This window comes from Butyrivibrio sp. MC2021 (assembly GCF_000621605.1).
Taxonomy (GTDB): domain Bacteria; phylum Bacillota; class Clostridia; order Lachnospirales; family Lachnospiraceae; genus Butyrivibrio.
Window position 1 is genome coordinate 254,652 of the sequence record NZ_JHXX01000003.1, and the last position, 25,565, is coordinate 280,216.

Sequence of the window (25,565 nt, forward strand, 5' to 3'; positions counted from 1 at the left end):
TATATTGTCTATCTTTATTAAAAATTCATAAAAATTACTTCTTTTCAGACTTTTTCTTTCTTTTGATAACTTCTTCGGTGCCTACTCCGACAGCGCCAACTCCAAGGAGAAGCCATGGCCAAGGGAATTTCTTTGCTGTTGAAATAGGTGTAGGAAGCTCGGGCTCTACCACATTTGTAATAGTTCCTGTGGTTCCTCTCTCAGGGGTTGCAACCTTTGCATCATCCTTATTCTCTGTCACTGCATCGGGCTCTGTAGCCACAACAACGGTCTCCTCTTCCTCCGGTGCCAAAACTGCGTTCTCACTCTGTGAAACAGCTCCTGCCTCAAGAGATGTAGCAGCCTTATTTCCCTTTGATACCAGCTTAGAAGGCTTTGTTGCACCAAGAACCTCGGGAAGATCAGCATCAGCAACATCACCGCCTGCTAAAGAAGAAACCTTATTGGAACCGTTTCTGTAAACAACATTTGTATTCTGTGGCTGGTTATTGGAAGTATTCTCAGAGCCCTGGTCATTTCCCTGGCTTCCCTGATTGCCCTGATTTCCTGAATTTCCGTTGTCTTCGCTGCCGGTCTCAGGCTTTCTTACCTTGAATTTCTTCTTGTCGTTAAGAACTTCGCTTGCCTTGTCAGCCTCTTCCTGAGCTTTGTCAGCGGCCTCCTGAGCCTTTGCTGCAGCCTTCTTGGCCTCCTCGTAGCTTTCAACGGCCTTGTTGTACTCTGCCTCAAGAGCTGCAATTCTTTCCTTGCTTACTGTGCTGTCAGCCTTAAGCTCCTTAAGAGCCTCAGCCATCGCATTGACCTTATTGTAAGCCTCATCTACAGCGTCGTACTTCTCCTTGGCTTCCTTCTGCTCTGCTGTGGCATCAGAAAGTTCATCAGCGGCGTTATCCTGAGCCTTCTTGGCATTTTCAAGGGCCTTCTGGGCATCCTGCAGAGCCTCATCCGCCTCAGTCTTTTTGGAATCGGCATCTTCCAGCTCTTTCTTGGCATTTTCAAGATTAGCCTTCTCATTTTCAAGCTCTTCTGACTTCTCTTTATAAGTATCATTTGCAGCATCAAGATCAGACTGTGCCTTGTCACATGCCTCCTTAGCATCAGTTTCCTTACCCTCAGCCCCAGTCAGAACTTCATTTGCAGCATCAAGCTTCTCCTGCGCAGCATCAAGTTTTTTCTGAGCCTCTTCAAGTACTCTTTCAGCCTTTCTCTTACGCTGTGAGAGATTACCGTATCTGTTTTTTTCTTTATTGATCTGAGCAACAAGATCATCATAAGCCTTCTGCGCTGCTTCAAGCTCTCCGGCTGCTTCATCACGCTGTTTTTCAAGGCTTTCCTTGGTTTCCTTAGACTCTTCGTACTTCTCCTGCAAAATATTCAGATTCTCCTGAGGAGATTCCAAAGCTTCCTTGGCCTTTTTAGCTTCCTCTGTCAAAGTCTCAAGAGAAGTCTTTGCTTCATCTGCTTTATCTTTTGCATCCTTGGCATCAGCCTTTGCAGTATCCAATGCAGTCTCTGCTTTTGAAGCAGCTTCGGTCTTATCTGTAAGGTCCTTATTCTTCTCTTCCACAACCTTATCAAGGCTCTCTCTGTTACTCTTAGCTTCGTTATAATTCTCTGAAGCTTCCTGAACGTCTTTTGCTGCGTCTTCCTTTATAGAAGTCTGCTCAGTGATAACGCCTTCCTGCTTCTTGATTTCATCCTGGGCATCACTAATAAGACCGTTCTGCTTATTTACTTCCTGATTTGCATCAGAAATATTCTTATTAAGGTTAGAAACCTGATTACTGAGCTCGTTGATCTTGTTCTGAACCTCAGCAGCTTCCTTTGAATTCTCGCCGTATTTCTTCTCTACCTCTTTCTTCTGCTCTTCCAAAGAAGAAATCTGACCGCTGAGCTCTGTCTTCTTTTCAGTAGCTTCTGTGATCTCTTTGTTCTTATCACCGATTATACCGTTGGCAATATCAATTGCTTTCTGCTGCTCATCTATCTTGCCCTGGGCTTCGTTAAGCTTTTTATCAGCCTCTTCTGCAGCCTCAGTTGCAGCCTTATTGGCGGCAATATATTTACTCTCGGCATCAGCGGCAGCCTCTGCCAGCTTATTGGCATTCTCGATAGCTTCCGCATTATTGCTTGTATAATCATCTACTGCTTTCTTAGCTTCTTCTGCAGTTTTATCAGCATTAGCCTTTTCCTTTGCGGTATTGGCTACTGCTTCCTTGGCATCCTTGGTATCCTGCTGGTATTTTGTATTGCCGGCTACATAATCATCCTTTTCTTTAAGAATCGTTTCGACATTATCATATTTGCCGTTTCTCCGGATTATCGCAATTTGGTATGTGTAAGCTGCACAAGCTACAGGATCCATAGTATTACCGCACTCATCCAGTACTTCATAGCTGTAATAATACTTATGCCCATTGTATGTAACTTCAATATAGTTCAATGACCAATCTTTGTGTTGCATTGATGCACGAACATTAATATCTTCAGCTTTAAGTTCAGGATTCTCCTCCAGGAAAATGAGTGATATCAACTGCTCTGCAATAGTAAGATTATTAGCTTTAGACCTGCTCTTATTAATATATTTATCAGCTTGCTTCATCAGCTTCTCGATATCATCGCTGCCTGCGTACTTATCTTTTGCCTTCTGAAGTTTTTCCTTGGCAGATTCTTCAGCTAAACCAGCTTCTTCCTTAGCTTTATTTGCCTCGTCAAGCTTATCGTTAAGATCCTTAAGGGGCTTTGCTGCCTCATCTGCAGCTTCCTTAGCCTTATCAGCCTCATCTTTCAGTGCTTTTGCAGTGTCTGCAAGCTCCTTGGCAGCCTCCTGGTCCTTTTGTGCCTGCTCCTTATCCGCTTCAGCCTGCTCCTTGCTCTTTCCGGCCTCTGCAGCTATGGATTTCTGCTTTGTAATTTCTGAATTTGCATCGGAAATAGCTTTTTCTTTATTGGCAATCTCTTCTTTAAGCTTATCTATACTTTCCTGAACCTTTTTAGCTTCTTCACAGTCCTTACCGGCAGTTTCCTCTGCAGTCTTTTTAGCCTTCTCAAGTTCTGAAATCTGGTTGTTGAGGTTTTCTATATCTTCCTCTGCCTTATCCTTGATGCCATTCTGCTTTTTGATCTCAGCCTCAGCATCGGAAATCTTCTTGTTCTCGTCTTCGATGGCCTTCTCTGCATCTTCGATGGCTGTCTCAGCTGCTTTTTCCTTCTCCTTGGCCTTATCCAGAATTTCCTTCATTCCGGCTTCTGTCTCTGCAGCTTTCTTCGCATCCTCTGCTGCATCATTAAGTGCTTTCTGAGCATCGGACTTATCCTGATTAGCCTTGTTAAGGTCTTCCTGGGCATCTGTTATCTTATTCTCAGCCTCTTCTGCCTTCTTATTAAGCTCAGCAAGCTTATCCTCAGCCTCTTTTCTGGCAGCTTCCTTGCTGTCAGCAAGCTCCTTGGCTGCATTAAGCTCTTCCAATGCTTTTTCGTAGGCTTCTTTAGCTTCGTTATAAGCTTTTTCAGCAGCTTCATATTCGGTCTGAATCGCGCCGTATTCACTCTTCTCTTGGTTAAGTGTTGCTTCAGCTGTCTTTTTGGCTCTTCCTGCAGCATCCCTTCTTGCAGCTGTTTCTTCCATGTCCTTTTCAAGGTCCTTGACTGTCTTTTCCTTAGCATCATAGTCCGCTTTTACTTCGTCATACTCGCTCTGTACGCCGTCCTTTGCCTCCTGGGCTGCTTCTTTTTCAGATACAGCATCTTCGTAGGCCTTCTTAGCATCGTCAAGCTTCTTCTGAGAATCTGTAATAGCTGTGTCAGCATCTTTTACGTCTTCTGTAAGTTCGTTTATCTTTTCCTCGAGCTTATCTGCAGAATCTTTCTTTTTCTCGGCATCTGCTGAAGCCTCATCATATTCGGCTTTAGCTTCGTCTACCTTATCCTGGCATTTAGATACCTTCTTATCCGCATCAACCTTATTCTCTCTTGCCTCAGCCAGAGCGGTATCTGCGGCGTTCAGGTCCTTCTTTGCGTTAATTACTGCGGACTTAGCCTTCTCGATGGCTTCCTTCACATCACCGCTGTAGTTTCCGTCGGGATCCTTGAGACCATACTGATCAAGGATGTCCTGAAGGGCCTTCTTTGCAGCGTCAACTGCTGCCTCTGCCTTGTCATATGCAGCCTTGGCATCGCTTACCTCTTTGCCTGCAGCATCTGCGTCGGCCTTGGCGTTGTCCACTGCCTTGTTTGCTGCCTCTGCCTGGTTCTTGGCATCCTCTGCAGCCTTGTTGGCATCATCCACAAGGTTCTTTGCTTCTTCCTTTGCCTTCTCAGCGGCCTTCTTGGACTTGTAGGTCTCATCGGCAGCTGTCTCAACAGCTTCGCCGTCTTCTGCAGCCTTGTCAGCGTCTGCCTCCGCAGCCTCAGCTGCTTCCTTTGCATCCTCTGCTTCGTCAGCGGCAGCCTGAGAATATTTCTCAGCCATCTCTGTGGCTTCGTCGTTTACTGTCTCCTCATACTCCTTAACAGCCTTCTCTGCTGCGTCATTGAGCTCATCAAGTTTCTCAACAGAATCCTCGATATTCTCTATGGCCTTCTCAGCATCCTGAAGGTCCTTATCTATATCGCTTGGTTCAACCGGCTCAGCAGACTCGTCGTCCATGGCATCTGTCACTGCATCCTTAGCATCCTCGATAGCGTCTGCTGCCTCGTTGTTGGCCTTTTCAGCACTGTCCTCAGGAAGGTCTGAGCCATTCTCTGTTACTTCGGTGTTCTCATCAATAAACTCTGAGGGAACATCATACTCAGCCGCCTGCACAGTCATTGACTGAAGACCCATGCTGGCACTGATACCTATGGTAATCGCTTTGATTATCTGCTTGTCAATTGAATTTTTCATACTACTCTCCCATACTTTCTTTCATACATATATAATTTCGCCACTCTAAAATAGTAGCTTTGACATAGTATCAATTGAGCTATCATACAATCAATCATATTCAGAGTTTCTTTTGTCCCGAGCGATATTTCACGTGATTATATTCTTATCTTCGTGACAGGCAATAAAAAACCCGGGGCACCGGAAGATTTCTCCCGAAGCCCTGGGTCTCAAAAATCATATGTATTTAGTTATCTGATCAATATTCGTATCCGTGGTCCACATGAACATGTGAGAAGAGGTACTTGTCCAGACGAACAATTGCCCATGGCGTGTAGATACCGCAGGTGATAGTTGAAAGAATTCCGCAGATGATGTACTGTCCGAAGAGACCAAGGCCTGTTCCGTCGTAGTACATTCTGTCTGCACCTACAATTGAGTGCTTCATCTGCCACTTCTCGATCATTGTTATTGTCCATGGTGTTGCGATAGAGCAGGTGAGTACGATCAGAAGTGTCTGAAGAAGACCATATCCGAAGAACTGGAAGCTGTTTCCGTCAAAGCTGCCCACTGAAGTCGGATCATCAGCATAGAAGGTGTGCTGCATCTCCCATTTTCTGAGGGCTACTACCAGGAAGAAGCTGTAGATACCGCAGGTAACAACAGTAAGGATCTCCCAGAGGATCCAGTGTCCAAGAAGTGATTCGCCGTTGCCGTTGAAATCAAGTCTTCTGCCGTCGATAACAGTGTGGGTCTTTCTCCACTTGAAGATCTTGCAGAGCATCCAGGGTGTTGCGATACCGCAGGTAACGCTTCCGAGAATAGCTGTAAGAACAAGAAGTCCCAGAAGCTCTGTGCCCTCGCCGTCAAAGTATGAATTGTTCTGGCTCATAACTGCGGGAACTGCATTGCCGTTAGCATCGGTGCCCTGAGGCATTGCTGCACGATCCTTCTCTTTTTCCCTGTTGTACTTGTCCTTCATCTCAGCGTAGAAAGACTTGTAGGCATCAATGTCTGCCTGCACATCAGGCTGTGATTCCATACCCTTTTTGCCAAGAACAACTCTAGCGATGGACTCAAGACCCCATGCCAGTGAAAGAAGTCCGAAGATAACAGTAACGTACTTCCAGTTAAAGAACATTCCAAGGCAGGAAACAAAGCTCAGCACTGAAGCGCCTAAAGCAACGAAACCGAAAGGAGTTCTCTTTTCAGGCTTCTTGTAAAGGATATATCCAACAGCTCCAAGGCCTGCGCCTGCAGCAATAACAAATATAAGCTTAACCAAACCGAAAAACACTTTGAAAACAACTCCGATAACCGGGATAAACAGGAAAATTCCCAGAACACGGAACAGGACCATCTTAATGATTCCCATGATAAGGGGCATAAGCAGAAGCACAGGGGCTGCCAGCTCCATATTTTCAAGAGTCAGGTAATCCCTCCAGTTCTTTTTGATGTCCTCAGCCTTCTTACCGGCCTCGCTGACGGTCTCCTTGATAACCCTGGCCTCATCTGAGTTCTTCACCTCGTTGATGGCATTATCGATTTCATTGCCCAGGGACTGTCCGGCATTTCCAAGGAAATCTCCCGCGGAAGGTCCCGCCTGGGGAGCCGGTGGCTGCTCGCCGCCGCAATACGGACAGAATCTGCTGTCATTGTCAATTTCTTTTCCACAGTGAACACAAAACATTTTTTCTTTTCCTCCTAGATTAGAGTAGATTATTGCGCTTAATGAAAAACACAGCGCATACTAACGCGCAGGCCACGAGAAACAGTATTTCCCATAACCTGAAATCTTCTTTCCCCTTATTTATGTATCTGATTCCTCGGATAATAAAAAAGATGATAAGCACCGGCAAAAGAGTGACAGAGAGAATGTTCCACTTTGCAGCCTCCCCAAAGTCCAGTCGGACTATAGCCGCAAGGGCGTGGCTCATGCCGCACCCGGGACACATAAGGCCGGTGACCCATCTGAAGATACATGGCAGCCCAAAACCCAGATTGGAGAATGCCACGATATACAGTATTACAAAAATCCCAATGGGAACGAACTCTTTGGCCAGAGCTCTGATCCTATCCCGCTTGTCTATGGCATTCCACCTCCGTTCCATTGCATTTTGGACTAACAACCTCAGTATTTTACCACATTTCTTCCAAAAGAGATTGACCATTATGTGAAAAAATTATCATCTACCTGACCAAATTTCATAAACAGGCCAAAATATTATATAATATAATAGATATAGTATCGATAAACCGAACAGGAATATTAATGAAAAAAAAGCGGAGCAAAACAGGATTATTCGTGCTTCCGGTGGTGGTATTCATTATTTCCATCATCATTCTCGCCTTCGGAAGCAGACTTCTCACGGAGTCAAATATGACCCGTTTCAGCCAGCTGGACAAGGGCTGGTCTGTTTGCTATGACGAAATTTCCCTGGAGGATGTCACCCTGTCGGAGCTGACCCTGTCCGGCATTCAAAAGGGCACCGTCATCACCACCACCAATACCCTTCCCCGCAAGCCCATTATTTCCCCCAATATCATGTTCGTGGGAAAAATGTCCATAATAGAAGTCTATGTGGACGATGAAGAGGTCTATACCTACGGCCGTGAGGATTATGAAAACGGCAGGCTTATCCCCAAGAAATACCATTTCATCCCGGTAAACAGCGCAGAGATAACCCATGAATTAAAGATAGTATATACAGTGGGCGAAGATGACATTTTTACAGAGATAGCCCCTGTATACTATGGCACCATGCATGACCTCATGAAGGAATTTCTTGAGGTTCACCGATTTCCTATTTTCGTAGGAGGCTTCCTTATCGTATATTCATGGCTTCTGTACTCCCTGGCCATATATCTGCTTCTTACGGGAAGGCGGGATCTCTCCATGTTCTTCAGTTCCGCCATCGCCATGCTTCTTGGTCTTTACACCTTTACCTACAACGACATCTTTTGTCTTCTCAGTGATAAAAACCATCTTTTCTATGTCATGGAATTCATGACACTGTACCTGATCCCGCTGTCTGTCAGCGTGCTTCTTTACACTACCCACACAAATATCGTCACGGTCTGGCAGAGACTCATTATCATAATAAATTCCCTGCTTCCCGCAACGATACTGGTGATGCACCTTCTTAACATCATCCACATCAATCACTTTGTATCCCCCTTCCAGATAGTAATTCTGGTGGAAATAGTGATAATGCTGCCGCCCCTGTTTATAGGCCTTAACAAAGAGCACAAAGAAAGACTCTCCTCGGAGACCTACACCGGCGTGGATGCGGACAGCTACCTGCTTCTTGGCTTTATCATTCTCATATTTTTTGCCCTGTTGGAAATCGGAAAATATAACTTCATCAAATTTACAGGCTATACCGACAGGCTCTTTACCAGCATCAACTACCTGACCCTGGGCATACTGTACTTCATTTTCTGCCTGTTTATTTACTATTTCCTCTACAGCATAGGCAGCATCAACTCCAACTACATAAACAAGCAGCTGGAGGGTCTGGCCTTTACCGACACTCTGACCGGCCTTATGAACAGAGCCAAGTGCATGCAGTATTTCGCCGCCATAGAAGTGCCCTATGCTGTGGTGAGCTTAGACCTGGATAACCTCAAGTACGTAAATGACAACTACGGCCACGCGGAGGGTGACAAAATGCTCCGGTCCTTTGCCCAGCTCCTTGACAAGGCATTTCCTACCGCAAGCATTCTGGGCCGTGTGGGGGGCGACGAGTTCCTGGTGACCATAGAGAACCCTTCCGACAATATCTGCGACAAGTGCATAAGGGACCTGGAAGATTACATGGACAATTTTAACGATGGCATTGAAAAGTTTACCCTCTCTGCCTCCTGTGGCTATGCCTACAGTAAAGAGATTCCCGGCGCCGGCTTTGAAGAAATCTTTTTCCTGGCAGACTCAAGAATGTATGAGATGAAGGAGAAACACCATGCGTAAAAAAGTTCTTTTTCTTATCATAGCCTTCATAGTGTTCCAGCTGCAGATCGTGGTGTGGCAGCTGGTCTTCAAGCCCATCCACTACAGGGATGTCATTGTCCTTAACGATGGCTGGACCGTAAACTACAACGGTGCAATCTACACAGATGTAAAGCTCTCCAATCTCAGAAATCTCCTGGGCACTTCAACCTACGCAGGGGATACTATTACCATGTCTAAAAAGATCGAGCCCCTTGCGGACCATCTGTCCCCCACCCTTATGTTTGAAACCAATTTCAGCGCCTGGAAGCTGCATTTCGGCGGCGCAGAGCTGGCCACCCATCACTATGACAAGCTCCAAAAAGGGCAGTTTGTGGGCAGCGAAAGGAACTTCGTACCCATGCCCTCCTCCACCGGCGAAGTGAATCTGGAGCTGGAGCTCTATGTTACCGATGACGGCGCCTACAGCTACTATTCGGCTCCGCTTCTTGGCAGCTATTCCGACGTTCTTTTATACTGCGTTTATACAAATATGTTTGTGTTCATGGCCTCCACCTTCCTTATCACCTTCGGCCTTATGTTCTTTGCCATAACCCTGGGCTTTAAAAGCACCATGCCGGAGATCAGGATGCAGACCTTTGCCTCCCTTTTGTTCATCACTCTGGGAGTGTGGTTCCTGGCCCAGTTCAAGCTCTTCAGTCTCTTTGTCAACACCAGGGGCCACGAGACGGAGCTTGAGTATATATCCCTTTATCTTGTGGTTCCCCTGATGTACATGGTCATGGGAAGTATGCAGGATTATCTGAAAAAAAAGATCTTCATAGCCTTTGCCTCCATCAGTACCCTGGTGGCGCTGCTGCCCATACTTTTACACACTTTCGGCCTTGTGCACATCAACAAATTCCTGGTTGTCTATCAGATAGACGCCCTGGTCCTCATGATATTTATGCTTGTGATGCTTATAAAGGACTATCGGAGGACCGGTCTTAACACCTCCCAGTCCATTCAGTTCGCCGGCCAGTGCGTTCTGGCGGGCTCCTTTATCATAAATGTGCTTTTCTATTACCTTGAAGTCTCTGGAATCTCTGAGCAGTTCATGATCTCAAAGATGGCGGTTCCCATGGGCGCCCTTTGCATGGCCTTTGCCTCCCTGTTGAACTACTACGTATATATTTCCGAGACCTACGCCCGTAAAAAAGAGCGTGCCTCCCTGGCCCACCTTGCCTACGCCGACGGCCTTACCGGAATTCCCAACAGGTCCAGATACGAGAAATACTTATCTGACCTTGATGAAACCGATGAGGATTACTGCATTGTCAGCATTGACCTCAACAACTTAAAGACCGTAAACGACCACAGCGGCCACCTTATGGGAGACAGATATCTTTCGGAATTCACAAAAGCTTTGGAGAAAAACAGCCTTAATAAAGGCTTTATCGCCAGAATCGGCGGTGATGAATTTGTATTGGTTCTTACCGGGGAAAATATGGAACTGGCAGATAACATCATGGGCCATGTCCAAAGGGAACTTGACAGAATAAACAGCCTGAGCAAACTCTATAAACGCAGTGCCGCCTACGGTTATGCCTTCAGACACGAGATAACCGCAGGCGATTTCAATCAGGTTTATCTTCTTGCGGACCAGCGCATGTACCGCCACAAGTCGGAAATGAAAGAAAAGATGGCTTGAGGGCTTATGCAATCAAAGATGCTGGTCTCTGTCCACTTTGTCGTACTGCTTTAAAAGCCATGGTTCTATGGCTGCGGTAAGCTTCATGTCCAGGTTAAAGAAATAGACTGTGAAGGTTACCCCAAAGAATACCACGGACACTATTACAATTATCTTCAGTATTTTCAAAAATATTCCCATTTTGTCCTCCGATGTCGTCAAAATTTTTTTTACCAGGATTTGTCATCGGGAAGTATCTCCAGTGACGGATCCAGGGGCTCTTCCTGCATAACGGTTCTCATGAAGGAATTGATCTGATCTCTTACTCCCTGTCTTGAAATGATCCTGGGGTCAAAGAGGTCGTGGGATACCCATACCAGCGGGATTCCCTTTTCTCTTGCTCTTTCCTCAAAGAGACCGTGCATACCGTCCAGGGCCTTGCAGCTCATGTGCTCCCAAAGGATGACCATGTCTGCGTTGAACTCCTCAACGAACTCCCAGAGCTCATCAAGAAGAACCTTGTAACCGCCGTGGGTTCTGTTTCTCATGATCATGTTCTCGGTGAGCCATGCCATGTCATAGATGGCCTGCTCTCTGTTCTCGGGGGTGTCCTCCGTGGCCAGCATCTTGGTGGATACCATAGAAAGCATGTCCGTAAGAGGAACTATTCCCCAGCAGTTAAGAAGCCATACAAGGAAGTCCATGTAATAGTGGGACTGAACGCCCCATACGATGGCTCTGTGTCTGTATTCCTTGGCTGCCATTTTCTTTTTTGCATAAGCCTGCTGAGCAAGCTTGGAGATCTTTCTGTCGGCCTTTTCAAAGGCTGCAACTCTTCCGCAGATGGCCATGTAGTTGGTCTCTGTGTAAAGAGCAAGGTTGGATCCGAATACCTGTGGGTACGGAGTGCGGTTCATCTCAAGCCACTCCATACGGCACTTGGTGGCATAGTTTACACGCTTAGCACATTCGAAATATGCTTTCCAGTCCCATTTTTCTCCGGTGTGCTTTTCTATGAAAGCTATGGCGTTCCTGATCTCCTGGGCCGCGTACTCCTGAACGTCGTCCTCTCTGTGACGAAGGGGCGCTGCCAGCTGGAATACCGGGATTCCGTCCTCATGCTGAAGACGCTGGGAAATAACGCCGTTTCCAAGAAGGGATCCGTCGCAGGTGGTATTGCACTGGATGGCGCAGGCACCGATGATAGGCGCGTCATCATCAATGGAAACACCGGCCTCAGCCTCAGGCATGGGACATACGTCGCCGGCAAGACCGAATTCCTGGGCAACGTCTATATAGTGACAGGCTGCGTACTGGTTAAGAAGCACCGATACGTAGGTTGACGGGGTCTCACGGGACAGAGCCTTCAGTGTGGGAAAGCCCATCATTACTGCCGTCATCTCATTTTCATCCACAAGGACAACCTTGTCGGAGAACTTTTTATCATTGCCGATTCTGCGGTCGCCCCTGAACAGTGAATCCAAAAGCTTTGCCACATCATCGATAATAAGGTCCTGCTCCTCGTGACAGATCCTCAGGTACTCGCCTCTAAGTCCCTGGGTATGTCTGTCCACCATCATGGGAACAGCCAGGTAATTGGCCATCCAGCGATAGCGGAACATAGCCTTGACATTTCTTGGTTTAACAACGAATTTGCCGAGGGTCATCATTATCCTCAGCCATCTTGAGTAGTCGTAGAGGGTATCAGCCACTCCGCGCCACTCTCTGCGGGTCCTTACCTTGGAGCCCTCTTTATAAAAATCGCCAAGACGATCAGCGCCGATTTCTTTAGCCATTCGCTACCCCCTTGTTATGAATCTTTTTGATCTCAATGCTCTCAACAAAGGCCTGTACTCTGGTGACCATCTGTCCCGAGGTTCCGATGGAATAGGGTCTGTCCACCGCAAGAACCGGATATCCGTATTTGTTCCTGAGGATGGTGGTTCCCATCATCTTCTCGTAGGCCCAAGGGTCGCAGAACTTCATCTGCTGATAGATGATGCCGTCAGCCTTGTACTCTTTTGCCAGCTGATCCACGTATACCCTTCTGTGGTCCATCTTGTCCGTGTTCATGAATCTCGGGCACTCGCCCTTGTTCATGTAGATACGGCAGATCTGGGTCAGGGCATCCTCCTCGTCATTGAGGATAATGGGATCTCTTCCGGGAAGGGAACCATAGCAGAAGCGGTCTGCGCAGACATAGGCCCCGGCGTCCTCGATGAGCTTTACGAAATCCGTATCGTCCACCTCGGAGCCCGCCACAAGAACCCTTGCTCTGAAGCGGCTCTTTTCATCGGGTTCACGGGTCTTAAGTTCCTCCAGAGTCTCCTTTAACTTGTCTATCAAAAGATACTTTGGCGCCACATAGGTTGCCAGAGTTATCACATTGAACTCATAGCCTGTTATCCTGGGATTGTCCTCTTTTCTGAAGTCCCCGATGGCCCTTATAAGCTCGCAGGTCTCGTTGAACTCAGCCACCGCCTTCCTGATGGCGGCATCGGAAATATCGATTCCGAAGGTCTCATGAAGAGGATTCAGAATGTGATTCTTGCACTGAAGCACATAGAGATTAAGGCCGTTGTCGTCAGCCTTCATGGGCACTTCCATGTACTGGAAAAAGAACTTCTCTTTGTCCTTTCCCATGGTCTTAAGAAGCTCCATGTTCTCGATACATCTGTTCATCATGGAACAGCCGTCGGGAGTGATGACGCAGTCGGCGAAATTGTAGCCTCCCTCAATGGCACGCTCCAAAAGGGCGCGGCTGTACTCGCACAGGAAGCTGGTCATGTAGTAGGTGGAAATGTCCAGAGACCCGGTTCTGGGGGCTCTGAGCCTTGCGGAAAAACATCCCTCAAGGTTAAGAAGAGGCTCCGGCGTATTCTCACAGGTATATGCCACGCATACCTTCCCCTCCGCCTGAGCCTTCTGAACCAGCTCATTGTTTGCCTCAAGAAGCAGGTTCTCAAAATAAATCAGATGTTTTAAATCTTTCATTCAAAATCTCCTGAAATCTTCTGATTATTGGAATTATTATAAAAATAGTCTAAATGATGCGGGCATAAATGTAAATATATTGTGCAACCTTAACAAAACTTTTATACATCTTGCTATTCAATAAAAATATATCGTTTATCAATATATTTTTGTTGACAAACAAAAAGAAGAGTTTTAAACTACAGCTATGATCACATCAAGGATCTGTAATTTGCTGTATTCTCCGGAGAATCTATAAGAAAGAAGAGATAATATGAAAGTGAACAGTTCAGAAGCAATTAGTATCAAAGTAAGTAAGATCGCGATTTTTCTTGTAACCGTTGTTGCAGTAGTCATGTGCGTTATAGGTCCCAAGCTGGTGGACATCGTCATGACCAAGGATTCACCCATAGTCACAGGCCAGGCCAGATACCTGATGCTCCTTATAGGTGGATACATCTGCGCAGCAATCCTTTTTGCCTTTCTGTTTTTACTCTACGGGCTGATCTCCAGGATCGAGGTCGGAAATGTTTTCACCCCGGAGAACGTGAAGGCACTTAGGAATCTGGCATGGATAGTGTTTGCAGCCAGCGTCATCACCGGTGTCATCGGCATCTGCTGCACCCTTATGCTGCTTATCGTCACAGCCACAGCCACTTTTACCATCCCAATTATCTGCGTTGTGAAGAATGCCTTCGGGAAGGCCGTGGAAATGAAGGACGAGCTGGATTTCACAGTATAAGGAGGGAGCTATGATCAGAGTAAACTTAGATGTCGTTATGGCAATGCGAAAGATCGGCTCCGGGGACCTGGCAGACAAGGTGGACATCACACCGGCCAATCTTTCTATCTTAAAAAACAATAAGGCTAAGGCAATCCGCTTCTCTACTCTTAATGCCATATGCAAGGAGCTGAACTGCCAGCCGGGAGACATTCTGGAATTTATTCCGGATGAAGAGTGAGGAGAAAAGTATGGATAACTACAATATGAATCAGTCACCGGATCAGTTTATTGATTTCGACGAATACGAGAAAGAGACATTTGTTGCTCCCAAGCCTCTAAGGCCCTACGTTCCCAACAAAAACATTTTCAGAATAGCCGCAGTTGTCAGCTATCTCATCGGTTTCTTTTATTATAAATATGTTTTCGGCATCGCCCCCAAGGACTCGGTTCTTTTCCGGGACCATGTGGGAATACCCTATTTTATCTTTGGAATTCTCTTTATTGCCGGGTGCGAGGCCTTCGCTCATTTCACCGGCAGCTCCTATGAAGATATCAGAAAGAGAAACGGCTCCGTTTTGGAGGGCGTGATCTTCATGGTCTGCGTACTTCTTCAGAGCTTTGCACTTCTCCTTTGGGGGTACAGAACAGACGTCTTTGCCGCGGTTTTCCAGGTTATCATGTGGCACCTGACCATCATCTACTACGTACTTGCCAGGTGTGGAACCCTTACAACAGGTAAGAGCGGCATTCTTTTCCCGTTGGATTTTCTTGAAGGTCTTGTCATCGTTCCCTTCGGCAACTTCGCCCTGAGACTCGAGACTCTTTGCAGAAAGGGAGATATGAAGGATACACCGGACGAAACCTCTCAGGGAAAACAGGTCAAGATAACCTTCAGAGGTATTCTCACCGTGATCTTCAGCGTATTCGTGGCACTTATGGTTTGTCTCTATGCTCTGTCACAGCTCAGCGCCGTTTCAGACACCTTCAGGAGTCTCAACGACAGCGTTACAAAAGCCATTCAGAGCGTTGTGGGTGATGACATCGCAGTGTGGATCATCAGGAATATGTTCAAGTTCCTGGTTTCAATTCCCTTCGGATGTTTCCTCTATGGTCTTGTGGCAGGATCTCTTAAGAAGAAAAAAGCTGATATCTCCGAAGCCTGCTTTAACCACTATACCAAGGGCTTACATCAGCTCCCTGCCTACTCGGCATATATCATTATCGGAAGTATCTGCTTCTTATATACAATATTCTTCGGAACAGCTCTTTACGACTTTATCAACAATCAGGGCCTGTTTGCATCAACTGCCCACGAGGCCTCAGTCAGAGCCGTTGACAGCTTCTGGAGCCTTATAAGAGTGGTACTTCTGAACTTCGCGATCATGGCGGGCTCATGCCTCTTCTCAAGAAAAGCCCTCTGGGAGCAGAAGTCCACAAGAGTCATCGCTACACTGCTCTTTGTGTTTGCTCTGGGATTTGCGCTTCTTGGACTCTATAATCTTTGCGTTGTATATATGGGAGAATATGGATTTACAGCGAAGAGAGTGCTTTCTACCTGGGTTGAAGGCAACATCATTGTATGGTGCGTGCTGATGATAGTAAGACTTTATAAAAAGATTCCCGCTGCTCAGATTGGAATCATTCTTGGAGCAATCTCCTTCTCAGTTGTGATGTGCGCTAAGTTCTAAATGTTTGTGGCTGGGTTAGACCTTGGGGACGGAGAAATGGCCCTACAACCCCGTCCCCCAGGTCCACTTTCCGTCCCCAAGGTCCAACCCCGTTTTTTCTATTCAAACTGGCTTCTATACAATGCGTAGTAGGCACCACGTCTATTCATCAAATAATCATGATTACCCTGCTCGACAACATTACCGTTGTCCACAACCAGGATATTATCCGCGTTCCGGATAGTGGAAAGGCGATGCGCTATGATAAAGCTGGTCTTGCCGGCCATGAGGCTGCGCATGGCTTTTTGCACTTTGCGCTCGGTGGAGGTGTCCACGTTACTGGTGGCTTCGTCCAGGATCAGCATGCTGGTGTCATAGAGCATGGCTCTTGCAATGGTGATAAGCTGCTTCTGACCCTTACTTATATTGCCGCCGTCCTCGCTGATAACGGTGTTGTAGCCCTTTGGAAGGCGCATGATGTAGTTATGGATGTGGGCCGCCTTGGCTGCTTCCACAACCTCCTCCATGGTGGCGTTCTCTTTTCCGTAGGCAATGTTGTCAAAAATGGTTCCGTTAAATACCCAGGTGTCCTGAAGGACCATGGAGTAGTTCTTTCGAAGGCTCTGCAGCGTGTATGCCTTCACCTCTTTTTCATCTACGAAAATAGCTCCCTCGTTGACATCATAGAACCTCATAAGAAGGTTGATTATGGTGGTCTTGCCGGCGCCGGTGTGGCCAACGATCGCTATGGTCTGTCCCGGCTCAGCCTTCATGTCAAAGTCCTTAAGGACTATCTTGTTCTTGAGATATCCGAAATCCACATCCCTGGCTTCTACGCTTCCCTCTGAGTTCACAAGGTCTGCGGCCCCCTCAATATCTTTTACCTCTTCCGCCTCGTCCAGCAGCTGGAAAACTCTCTCCGCCGCTGCCAGAGCGCTGAAGATCTCGTTGATGATATTGGAGATTTCGTTGATGGGTCCTGAGAACTTACGGCTGTATAGGATGAAGCTGGAGATCTGGCCGATGCCTACGATTCCGTTCATGTACAGCATGGCGCCTCCAAGACCGATGGCCGCAAGGCCGATGTTACTAATCATTCCGATGGTGGGACCCATGGTCATTCCAAGGCTGTCGGCGTCTCTGTAGGCCTCTGCGGCATTTCTGTTTATCTCCTCAAATCTGTCGCAGACGTAGTCCTCGTGGGCATAGGCCAGAATGGTCTTTTGTCCCGTGAACATCTCCTCCGCAAAGCCGTTCATCTCGCCGTAGGCAAGGCTCCTGAGTCTGTAGAGAGGTCTGGTCCTCTTACTCATATACCTTGTAAAAAGCACCGACACAGGAATGGTGAACACCATACAAAGCACTAATGGCGGTGAGATAATGCACATCATCACGAAGCTTCCGATAACGGTAACAAAACTGGTAAGAATCTGCACAACATCCGATGAAAGGCTGGTGCAGACAACGTCTATGTCGTAGGAAACACGGCTGATGATATCTCCCGCCAGATGCCTGTCAAAGTAGCCCACCGGCAGCTCCATCAGCTTGTTAAAGACATCTCGCCTCATGTTCCTGGCAACTTTTCTTCCCACACGCATCATGCCTATGTTCACGATAAAACTCAAAATATTTCCGCTGACGTAGGCGATCAGCATGAAGATTCCGTAGCGGATAACCGCATTCATATCTACTTTTCCCGCCCCTGCTCCTGCGGCGTTAATGGCTTTGCCCGCAAAATCAGGTCCCAGCAGGTTCCCTATATTGCTGGCAAAAGCGCACAGCAGCATCAAAAGCACAACCCAGGCGTACTCCATAAGATATTTGAGCATGCGCCTAAGGGTCCTTCTGGCGTGTTTTGGTCTTTCTTTAGCTTTTCCTCTGTCTCCGGGTCCCGGCATAATAAATCTCCCTTGCTCAGGTTGTTTGCATTTCAAAAGTTTCTCTGTAGGCTGGGCAGCTCTCCATAAGCTCCTCATGGGTGCCGTAGCCGATGCAGCTTCCGTTGTCCATCACCATGATGTGATCCATGCCCATGATACTGCTGACTCTCTGGGCAATCAAGATAAGGGTGCTGTCCTTGTGGTTCTTCTTAATGGCCGCTCTCATGGTGGAGTCAGTCTTGTAATCAAGGGCGCTGGAGCTGTCATCCAGAACCAGAATCTCAGGATCCGCCGCCAGGGCTCTGGCCACCAGGAGCCTCTGCTTCTGGCCTCCGGAGAGGTTCGCTCCCTTAATGGCTGCCATGTACTCCATCTTGCCATCAAGGCTGTCTATGTATTCCATGGCCACTGCATCCTCCGCAGCCTTATTCAGGTCTTCCTCAGAGATGCCTCTTCCGAAGTCGATGTTATTTTTGATGGAATCGTTAAAGACCATATCGTTCTGGAAAACCACGCCGAACTTCCTTCGAAGCTCATCCTTCTCATAGCTTCTTACGTCCCGTCCGTCAATGGTGATACTGCCCTCATCCGCGTCGTAGAATCTCATCAGAAGGTTCACCACTGTGGTCTTGCCGCAGCCCGTGGGTCCTATGATTCCGAGACTCTCACCCTTTTTCAGGGAAAAACTGATACTCTCAAGGGCACGTTCTCTTTTGCCTCCCGCAAAGTCTGCGTCGGTCTTACTCTCGCTGCCGTAGGAAAAGCTGACGTTGTCGAACCTGATGTGGTCATCTCTGTCCTTTATTCCATAGGCAATCTCCCAGCCGTCGTCGCAGTTTATGACTTCATCTATTCTGTCTGCGCTGGCACTGGCCTTACTGATACTCATAAATATACGGTTTAGGCCCATAACACCCATGGTGATCATGTTGAAATAAGTAAGGAAAGCCAGGATAACACCGGGCTCGATCTGGCCTGCATTTACCCGGGCCGCACCGAAAATAACAACAAGGGTAAGTCCGATATTAAGGCACAGCTGCATGAAGGGTCCCGGGATAGCCATGACAGTTCCGGCTCTCATGTCGGTTTTTGCCATCTCCTCATTGGCGGCTGCAAAACGTCTTTTTTCATACTCGCCCTTACTGAGGGCCTTAACAACGCGGATTCCCGTGATGTTCTCACGCATGATTCGGACCACGGAATCCAGCTTTTTCTGAACGCCGGTGTACATGGGAATACCCTTTGAAGATACGAAGAATATTACAAAAATAAGGAAAGGCAGCATGACGATAAGGATCATTGACAGCGCCCTGTCCATCATAAAGGTCATGATAACGCCGCCGATAAGCATCATGGGAGCTCTTACGCAAAGGGCCTGAAGCATTGCCACGCAGCCCTGAACATTGTAGCTGTCGCTGGTCATTCTGCTGATAAGACTTGGAAGTCCGAAGGAGTCGAATTTGTCTCCGGAGAGATTGGCAGTCTTTTTAAACAGGGCCTGCCTTACGTCGAAGCTGACTCTGTGAGCGTTATTGATGGCCCGCCTGTTGGCCATGACATTCAGCTGCCTGCAGAGAATTGCCACTATAAACATCAAAAGTCCCCACAGGATGACCTCAGCCATTCTTCCTGCGGGAACTATGTTGTCTATCATATGTTCAAGAATATAAGGGATTGTAAGCTCCGTCATGGTGCCTACGAGCTTTAAAAAGATGGCAAAAAGAATTGCCCACTTGTATTTCCCCATGGATTTAAAGATCAGTTTCATAAACTACCCCATTTCTCCCAAAAAGCAAATCCATTGTAGCATAATTATGCATAATGAACAAAGCTTTCAAAATGGGCAGGGCCTCAAAACCGGGAATGGCTACCGAATGAAAACATAGCAAAACCCTTCGGGGGCCGGCCCCGGAGGGTTTTATATTGTCATTATAATACTTTGGAGAGGAAGTCCTGAAGACGCTTACTCCGGGGATGGTCGAAGAACTCGTCGGGAGTGTTCTCCTCCAGGATCTTGCCTTCGTCCACGAAGAGTACCTTGGTGGCAACTTCTCTTGCAAAGCCCATCTCATGGGTTACAACCACCATGGTCATGCCGTCATCGGCAAGCTGCTTCATAACGTCAAGAACCTCTCCTACCATCTCTGGATCCAGAGCTGAGGTGGGTTCATCAAAAAGCATCATCTCGGGATTCATGCACAGTGAACGCACAATGGCGATTCGTTGCTTCTGTCCGCCGGACAAGGATGCGGGATAAACATCCGCCTTATCCAGAAGATTAACCCTCTCAAGAAGCTCTGTGGCTTTCTTCCTGGCCTCCGCTTCACTCATAACCTTGAGCTTCACAGGAGCCAAAATGATATTCTGCATAATTGTCAGGTTGTTGAAAAGGTTAAAGTTCTGGAACACCATTCCCATGCGTTCCCTTACTTTATTGATATTTACTCCGGGAGCAGTAATGTCCTCTCCGTCAAAAATGATCTGGCCGGAGGTTGGACGCTCAAGCAGGTTGAGGCACCTTAGAAAGGTACTTTTTCCGGAGCCTGAAGGTCCTACTATAACTATTTTTTCTCCCTTGTTGATCTCGTAATTGATGCCATCGAGGACATGGGATGTGGTGCCGTCGGCATTCTTAAATTCTTTGTGAAGGTTTTTAACGGTTATCACTCTTGCGCATCCTCCTTTCCAATCTGTCCAGAAGTATGGTCAGCAGCTTGATGATTATGAAGTAGATAACTGCCGCACCGATAAGGGGCATAAAAGCATCATAGGTTCTGGATGCGATCTGATTGGCAACGCGGGTAAGATCCGCAAGGCTTACATATCCCACAATGGCTGTCTCTTTTATCAGAGTGATGAACTCATTACCCAATGGAGGAATGACGTTCTTGATAGCCTGTGGAAGTATGATATAACGCATTGTCGCGGCCTTTGAAAGACCAAGGCTTCTTCCTGCCTCCATCTGTCCCTTGTCCACCGCCAGGATGCCGCCTCTGACAATCTCTGCCACATAGGCACCGGAGTTGATACCGAAGGAAAGGGATGCAACCAGTATTCCGTTGTTGGAGGATGCCATGATGATGAACCACATGATAAGGAGCTGGAGCACGCTGGGTGTTCCTCTTATCACATCGATGTAGATCGAAGCAATATAATTAAAGATTGTAGGTGATCCATCTTCTTTGTTGGAAAGCTTCATAAGTGCTAAAACAGTTCCGATGATGATACCAAGGATGGCGGAAAAGATCGCGATCTCAATGGTGATACCAAGTCCTGAAAGATAAAGCTTCCATCTGTCGCCTGTTATAAAGGCCGCTGCAAAACGTTCTGATAATGTCATTTATTATTCTCCAATGTACTGCTGAACAAGCTTGTCATATGTGCCGTCTGCCTTGAGCTCTGCAAGAGCGTTGTTGATCTTGTCTGCAAGCTCTGTGTCTCCCTTAGGAAGAGCGATAGCGTAGTCCTCCTGCTCGAAGCCGAAGGCTGTACCGTCGATTACATCAACCTTATCGGAAAACTGAGCGCCGAATACTGCTGCAGGATTCTTGTCTACGATAACGCAGTCAACACGTCCGTTGTTCAGGTCGTTAACAGCATCTACAGCTTTATTATACGCTGAAACGTCAGCTCCCTCAATTTCATCTGCGATAAATTCGCCGGTTGTTCCAAGCTGAACGCCGATCTTCTTGCCAACAAGGTCATCTGCTGTGGCAATGGCTGATCCCTTGGGAACGATAACTGCCTGAACAGCCTCGTAGTAAGGAGTTGAGAAATCAACCATGTTCTTACGCTCTTCTGTAACTGTCATGCCTGCGATGGCAACATCGATCTTGCCGCCGATGGATGAAACCAGTGAATCGAACTCCATATCCTGGATCTGAACTTCCATGCCCATCTTCTCGCCGATGGCCTTGATAAGAGCGATGTCAAATCCGTCAGGCTTGCCATCGTCGCCAACGTACTCAAAAGGCGGGAATGCTGCGTTGGTTCCTACTGTGAGGGTTCCGCCGGACTTAGCGCTGCCGCAGCCTGCTAAAAAGCTCATTACCATGGTCATTACTACAACTAAAGTTAAAAGTTTCTTCTTCATAATTTTTTCCTCCTGTTTATGCATAAATTCTGTATATTTATTCATATTTATGTATAATATAACAGTGATAGTAAAATTTATCAAGAGGAAGTTTAAAATTTATCAATTTCTTCGGTTTACCTCCCTGGCTCCGGCGTATCGTGAGAGGCGGAAGTTATTCGCAGCGTCCATAGTCCGTGCTTACCTTCCAAGGACGCTGCACCATGGGGAAATATAAATTACTCGCATCAAGGGGGCCGGGATACCTGCCGGGCTACGGCGCACCATGGAAGGGCGCAAATTATTCGCATCGTCCGGCTCAGTGATTTAGGGCACTTCAGCCAGCCATCCAGGCTCATTTCGCGTTGCTCAGAGCAATCGCCTGAATGTCAGTCTGAAGCGCTCCTAAATCATCATCGCCTCCCGAATGTCTCATAATTTCCACCCTCCCATGGTGCGCCGTAGCCCGGTAGGTATCCCTCACCTAAGATTGTAGAGAATTTCTACCCTCACATGGCACATCGTCCTCGGCAGGTAAGCACTCACTGGATAGCGCTAATATTTTCCACTCTCCTATGATGCACCGGAGTCCCGGGAGATAAATCCTCAACTGAGAGTAGGAAGGGTTTTCGCCATCCTTTGGTGCAATGAAGAAGAGGGAAGGAAGTCACTATTATTTTTTTAAAGCGGGCATGAAGCCAATAAACTGTGAATGGTAACTATTTGTTCATCATCATCCTAGATTTTTAGTGCTCAAAATTATAACATTAACTACGTATGAAACTACAGACAACGCACATTGTTCATTTGCTTACGTATGGTCTTTTTTAATTATTTGTTAATAATTTTTTCAACACGAAAATGATAGAATATACGTGGTAAAAATGCGACTTAAGAGGGCTGCTGATTGATAATAATCCTCATTATTTTTGGGGAATATTACACAATTATTAAGTCGCCTTGTATGTTGTGTGTGGGAAATTAAAGGAGGTTATTGAATGTATTGTAGGAAAACACTTGCACTACTTCTGTCCGGATTCTTATGTCTTTCGGCTTTTTCACCTTCGATCAAGGCTAATGCATATGCGGAAGAAGAACTGATCATGATGGATGCCACTGATGAGGAACCAGGTATTCAAGACGAGCTGATTGAGGAGGATGACCCAAGTGCATTCCCGGAAGAGGAGTGCGAAATCATAGAAGATGAGGGAGAATTAGCTGCATATGGAACAAATTCCGGCAATGTGCAGGCCAGAATGAGAGAGGTTTGCGGCCCACTTGTCGGAACAAATTTCACTCCCTTTACATATACACTAAACGGTGCATGGAAGGCCGAAGGATGTCAGGGATTTGTAATGCATATGTCAGATAGGATATTTGGCGGAAGCAGATTCTCAAATCCAAGTGCCTTCATCATGTGGGACGGTCAGACTAATTTCAATAATCTGGCGAATTTCATAAAGACCAATGCCAGACCCGGTGACATTTTACGTTTTTATTCCAATTCAAATGGAATGAATGCGCATAGTGTGATTCTTTATAGCGTTGATTCGGATTCAATAACATACTACGAGTCACAGGGAATTAATGAATCACAAAATAAAGTATTTTATACCACAAAAACATATTCATATCTGCAGAATTATTACTCATCACGTTGTGACGGGTACTTCATTTATCAGGCCAATGATAATGTATATAATGCAGTACGCCCTCAAGGAACCGGCGGTGAAAACCCACCGGTAGAAAAGCCATTTCATGATTATACGGTTTCGAACTTATCTCAAACAGATGTTAAGCTATATGTACAATGCGACAATCCGAACGGTCAAAAATTCGGAAATGTCGGAATCGTAATCACAGGCCCCGGAGGGCCCTTTGAAAAGACCGAGTATTCGGGATATTCCAGAACTCCTTATTTGGAAATCTGGTATGAATTTAAGAAAGAAGTAAACGCAGGAGGCTTGCAGCCCAATTCTACATATCAATGGTATATTTGGGCTGATCGCGGAGGAACAGTTTTTACTTCTGAAACAAAGACTTTTACAACTCTTCCAATTGACGTAACCGGAGTAACCCTCAACAAATCCAGCGTAACAATAAAAGAGAAGGAAACAACTGCCTTAACAGCAACAATTTCTCCTTCCAACGCTTCCAACAAATTCGTTAGCTGGTCAAGCAGCAACACTGCAGTTGCAACAGTTGACGGAAATGGCGTGGTTACCGGTGTTAAAGCGGGAACAGCAACAATTACCGTTAAGACGGTCGACCAGGGCAAAACAGCTTCCTGTACCGTCAATGTTTTACCCAATACAATAGCGGTAACAGGAGTAAGTCTTAATAAGTCAGCCATCACACTTAAGGCAGGTGCTCAGGAAACTCTTACAGCAACTGTAGCTCCTTCCAATGCGACCAATAAGAACGTGACCTGGTCCAGCAGCAATACTTCAATCGCAACCGTTTCAGATAACGGTGTTGTAACTGCAAAGGCATCAGGAACAGCAACAATTACTGTAAAAACAGCAGACGGTGGCAAAACAGCTTCCTGCACAGTAACAGTTCCTGTAAATGTTACCGGAGTAACCCTCAACAAGACAGAGCTCAACATGGAAGTAGGATTTTCCTATAATCTCACAGCAACAGTTGCTCCTTCCAATGCTTCTGACAAATCGGTAACCTGGTCCAGTGACAAGACTTCTGTTGCAACCGTTAATTCAAACGGTAATGTCACAGCAGTTTCAGAAGGAATCGCATACATAACCGTCACTACCAAGGATGGCAACAAGACTGCAAAATGTAAGGTTACAGTAGGCGACGTTACAGTAGCCGTAACCGGAATTACTTTAAATACAGATATAGCATCTGTTCCTGTTAACGGACAGGTTGCTCTGACTGCCAAGGTGGCACCCTCCAATGCAACAGACAAGAGCGTTATCTGGGGAAGCAGCAATGTTTCCGTTGCAGAAGTTGACAAAAACGGTATTGTAACCGGTGTAAAGGCCGGAACTGCTACTATCACAGCCACAACTGTGGACGGCGGATTCTCAGCTTCCTGTACAGTGACAGTAAGAGCTACCGATGATCCCGGTGATGACCCCGGCATGGTTCAGGAGATCTTTATCTCAGGAACACTCAAAGCAGATAAGGCTGTAGATTCCTGGAAGAGCTCCGACAAGACCATCGCCACCGTTTCTAAGACCGGCAACAAGACCTGTAAGGTTACAGCAAAGAGCACCGGTACTGTTACCATCACAGCCTATAAGAGCGGACGTGCTTTTGAGACTTTTGAAGTTAAAGTTGAGATGCCTGTATTCGAAAATCTTACAATAGGCCAGGGAAATAAGCTTACTTTCAATGTATATAATCATCTGACAGGCACCACAACAGAGGTGACACCTGACAGGCTTACATCATCCAATAAAAAAGTCCTTACCATCGATGAAAACGGTATTGCAACCATCAAGAAAAATGGTAAGGTGACCATCACCGCTTATTACGGAAAAAAGAAGATTACAGGTAAATTCGTTATTACTAATCCTGTTATCAAGCAGAGCAGTGTAAAGGTTGCCAAAGGAAAGAGCAAACTTCTTACCATCAACAACTCTGAATTTAAAGGATATAAGCTGGAAGTCAGCCATCCTGACCGCATCAGCGTATCATCCGACGGCACCGTTACAAGAATAAGCAAAGGAACAGCTTATGTATATCTGACAATAGACGGTGTGACCTACGATAAGTGCAAGATAACTAATTAAATAAAATCAGCC

General features: G+C 46.6%; 17 protein-coding genes. 6 read left to right on the forward strand and 11 right to left on the reverse strand.

All coding sequences use genetic code 11. The features are described from left to right. Nucleotides 1–34: 34 nt before the first annotated feature. From T359_RS0109155 to T359_RS23445, 3 genes are all read right to left on the reverse strand, one after another. Nucleotides 35–4,885, reverse strand: a complete 4,851-nt coding sequence (locus T359_RS0109155; RefSeq protein WP_026517212.1) for a hypothetical protein — start codon at nucleotides 4,883–4,885, stop codon at nucleotides 35–37. A 238-nt stretch (nucleotides 4,886–5,123) separates the two neighbouring features. Beyond that, entirely contained in the window at nucleotides 5,124–6,554 is a 1,431-nt protein-coding gene (locus T359_RS21535) for a DUF898 family protein (protein ID WP_051545184.1), read from the reverse strand. Nucleotides 6,555–6,573: 19 nt separating this feature from the next. Beyond that, the gene (locus tag T359_RS23445; protein WP_051545187.1) at nucleotides 6,574–7,035 is read right to left on the reverse strand and encodes a DUF2752 domain-containing protein; all 462 of its coding nucleotides are present in this window, start codon (nucleotides 7,033–7,035) and stop codon (nucleotides 6,574–6,576) included. Between the two features lie 101 nt (nucleotides 7,036–7,136). Here T359_RS23445 and T359_RS0109170 point away from each other — a divergent pair, with 101 nt between their 5' ends. Both T359_RS0109170 and T359_RS0109175 read left to right on the forward strand, forming a co-directional pair. Continuing rightward, complete coding sequence (locus tag T359_RS0109170; protein WP_026517215.1) at nucleotides 7,137–8,834, forward strand: GGDEF domain-containing protein; 1,698 nt, start codon at nucleotides 7,137–7,139, stop codon at nucleotides 8,832–8,834. Then, the gene (locus T359_RS0109175) at nucleotides 8,827–10,503 is read left to right on the forward strand and encodes a GGDEF domain-containing protein (RefSeq protein ID WP_026517216.1); all 1,677 of its coding nucleotides are present in this window, start codon (nucleotides 8,827–8,829) and stop codon (nucleotides 10,501–10,503) included. The genes T359_RS0109170 and T359_RS0109175 overlap by 8 nt, the downstream gene beginning before the upstream one ends. Nucleotides 10,504–10,515: 12 nt before the next feature. On the opposite strand, the gene T359_RS22780 is transcribed toward T359_RS0109175, so the two are convergent. Genes T359_RS22780 through T359_RS0109190 form a run of 3 tightly spaced genes read right to left on the reverse strand, consistent with a single transcriptional unit; the run spans nucleotide 10,516 to nucleotide 13,476 of the window. Beyond that, entirely contained in the window at nucleotides 10,516–10,683 is a 168-nt protein-coding gene (locus T359_RS22780) for a hypothetical protein (RefSeq protein WP_197027080.1), read from the reverse strand. Nucleotides 10,684–10,712: 29 nt separating this feature from the next. Next, nucleotides 10,713–12,278 (reverse strand): 2-hydroxyacyl-CoA dehydratase family protein, encoded by a 1,566-nt coding sequence (locus tag T359_RS0109185; protein WP_026517218.1) that lies wholly within the window; start codon nucleotides 12,276–12,278, stop codon nucleotides 10,713–10,715. Further along, a complete protein-coding gene (locus T359_RS0109190) occupies nucleotides 12,271–13,476 on the reverse strand; it encodes a 2-hydroxyacyl-CoA dehydratase family protein (RefSeq protein ID WP_026517219.1) in 1,206 nt (401 codons plus the stop codon). The genes T359_RS0109185 and T359_RS0109190 overlap by 8 nt, the downstream gene beginning before the upstream one ends. A gap of 253 nt (nucleotides 13,477–13,729) precedes the next feature. On the opposite strand from T359_RS0109190, the gene T359_RS0109195 reads away from it, so the two are divergent. The 3 genes from T359_RS0109195 to T359_RS0109205 are packed head-to-tail and all read left to right on the forward strand — an operon-like array spanning nucleotide 13,730 to nucleotide 15,867. Next, nucleotides 13,730–14,197 carry a DUF2975 domain-containing protein gene (locus T359_RS0109195; RefSeq protein ID WP_026517220.1) on the forward strand — a complete coding sequence of 156 codons (468 nt, stop codon included), beginning with the start codon at nucleotides 13,730–13,732 and terminating at the stop codon, nucleotides 14,195–14,197. A 10-nt stretch (nucleotides 14,198–14,207) separates the two neighbouring features. Beyond that, entirely contained in the window at nucleotides 14,208–14,417 is a 210-nt protein-coding gene (locus tag T359_RS0109200) for a helix-turn-helix domain-containing protein (protein WP_026517221.1), read from the forward strand. Nucleotides 14,418–14,427: 10 nt separating this feature from the next. Further along, complete coding sequence (locus T359_RS0109205) at nucleotides 14,428–15,867, forward strand: DUF4153 domain-containing protein (RefSeq protein WP_197027081.1); 1,440 nt, start codon at nucleotides 14,428–14,430, stop codon at nucleotides 15,865–15,867. 98 nt (nucleotides 15,868–15,965) lie between these two features. On the opposite strand, the gene T359_RS0109210 is transcribed toward T359_RS0109205, so the two are convergent. The 5 genes from T359_RS0109210 to T359_RS0109230 form a co-directional block, all read right to left on the reverse strand. After that, complete coding sequence (locus tag T359_RS0109210) at nucleotides 15,966–17,744, reverse strand: ABC transporter ATP-binding protein (RefSeq protein WP_026517223.1); 1,779 nt, start codon at nucleotides 17,742–17,744, stop codon at nucleotides 15,966–15,968. A 16-nt stretch (nucleotides 17,745–17,760) separates the two neighbouring features. Next, complete coding sequence (locus T359_RS0109215) at nucleotides 17,761–19,494, reverse strand: ABC transporter ATP-binding protein (protein WP_026517224.1); 1,734 nt, start codon at nucleotides 19,492–19,494, stop codon at nucleotides 17,761–17,763. 161 nt (nucleotides 19,495–19,655) lie between these two features. After that, nucleotides 19,656–20,393, reverse strand: coding sequence for an amino acid ABC transporter ATP-binding protein (locus T359_RS0109220; protein WP_026517225.1), 738 nt, complete (start codon nucleotides 20,391–20,393; stop codon nucleotides 19,656–19,658). Then, complete coding sequence (locus T359_RS0109225) at nucleotides 20,380–21,066, reverse strand: amino acid ABC transporter permease (RefSeq protein WP_026517226.1); 687 nt, start codon at nucleotides 21,064–21,066, stop codon at nucleotides 20,380–20,382. Before T359_RS0109225 ends, T359_RS0109220 begins: the two co-directional genes overlap by 14 nt. A 3-nt stretch (nucleotides 21,067–21,069) precedes the next feature. Continuing rightward, entirely contained in the window at nucleotides 21,070–21,819 is a 750-nt protein-coding gene (locus tag T359_RS0109230; RefSeq protein WP_026517227.1) for a basic amino acid ABC transporter substrate-binding protein, read from the reverse strand. A 977-nt stretch (nucleotides 21,820–22,796) separates the two neighbouring features. On the opposite strand from T359_RS0109230, the gene T359_RS21540 reads away from it, so the two are divergent. After that, entirely contained in the window at nucleotides 22,797–25,553 is a 2,757-nt protein-coding gene (locus T359_RS21540) for an Ig-like domain-containing protein (protein WP_051545190.1), read from the forward strand. Nucleotides 25,554–25,565: the final 12 nt, after the last annotated feature.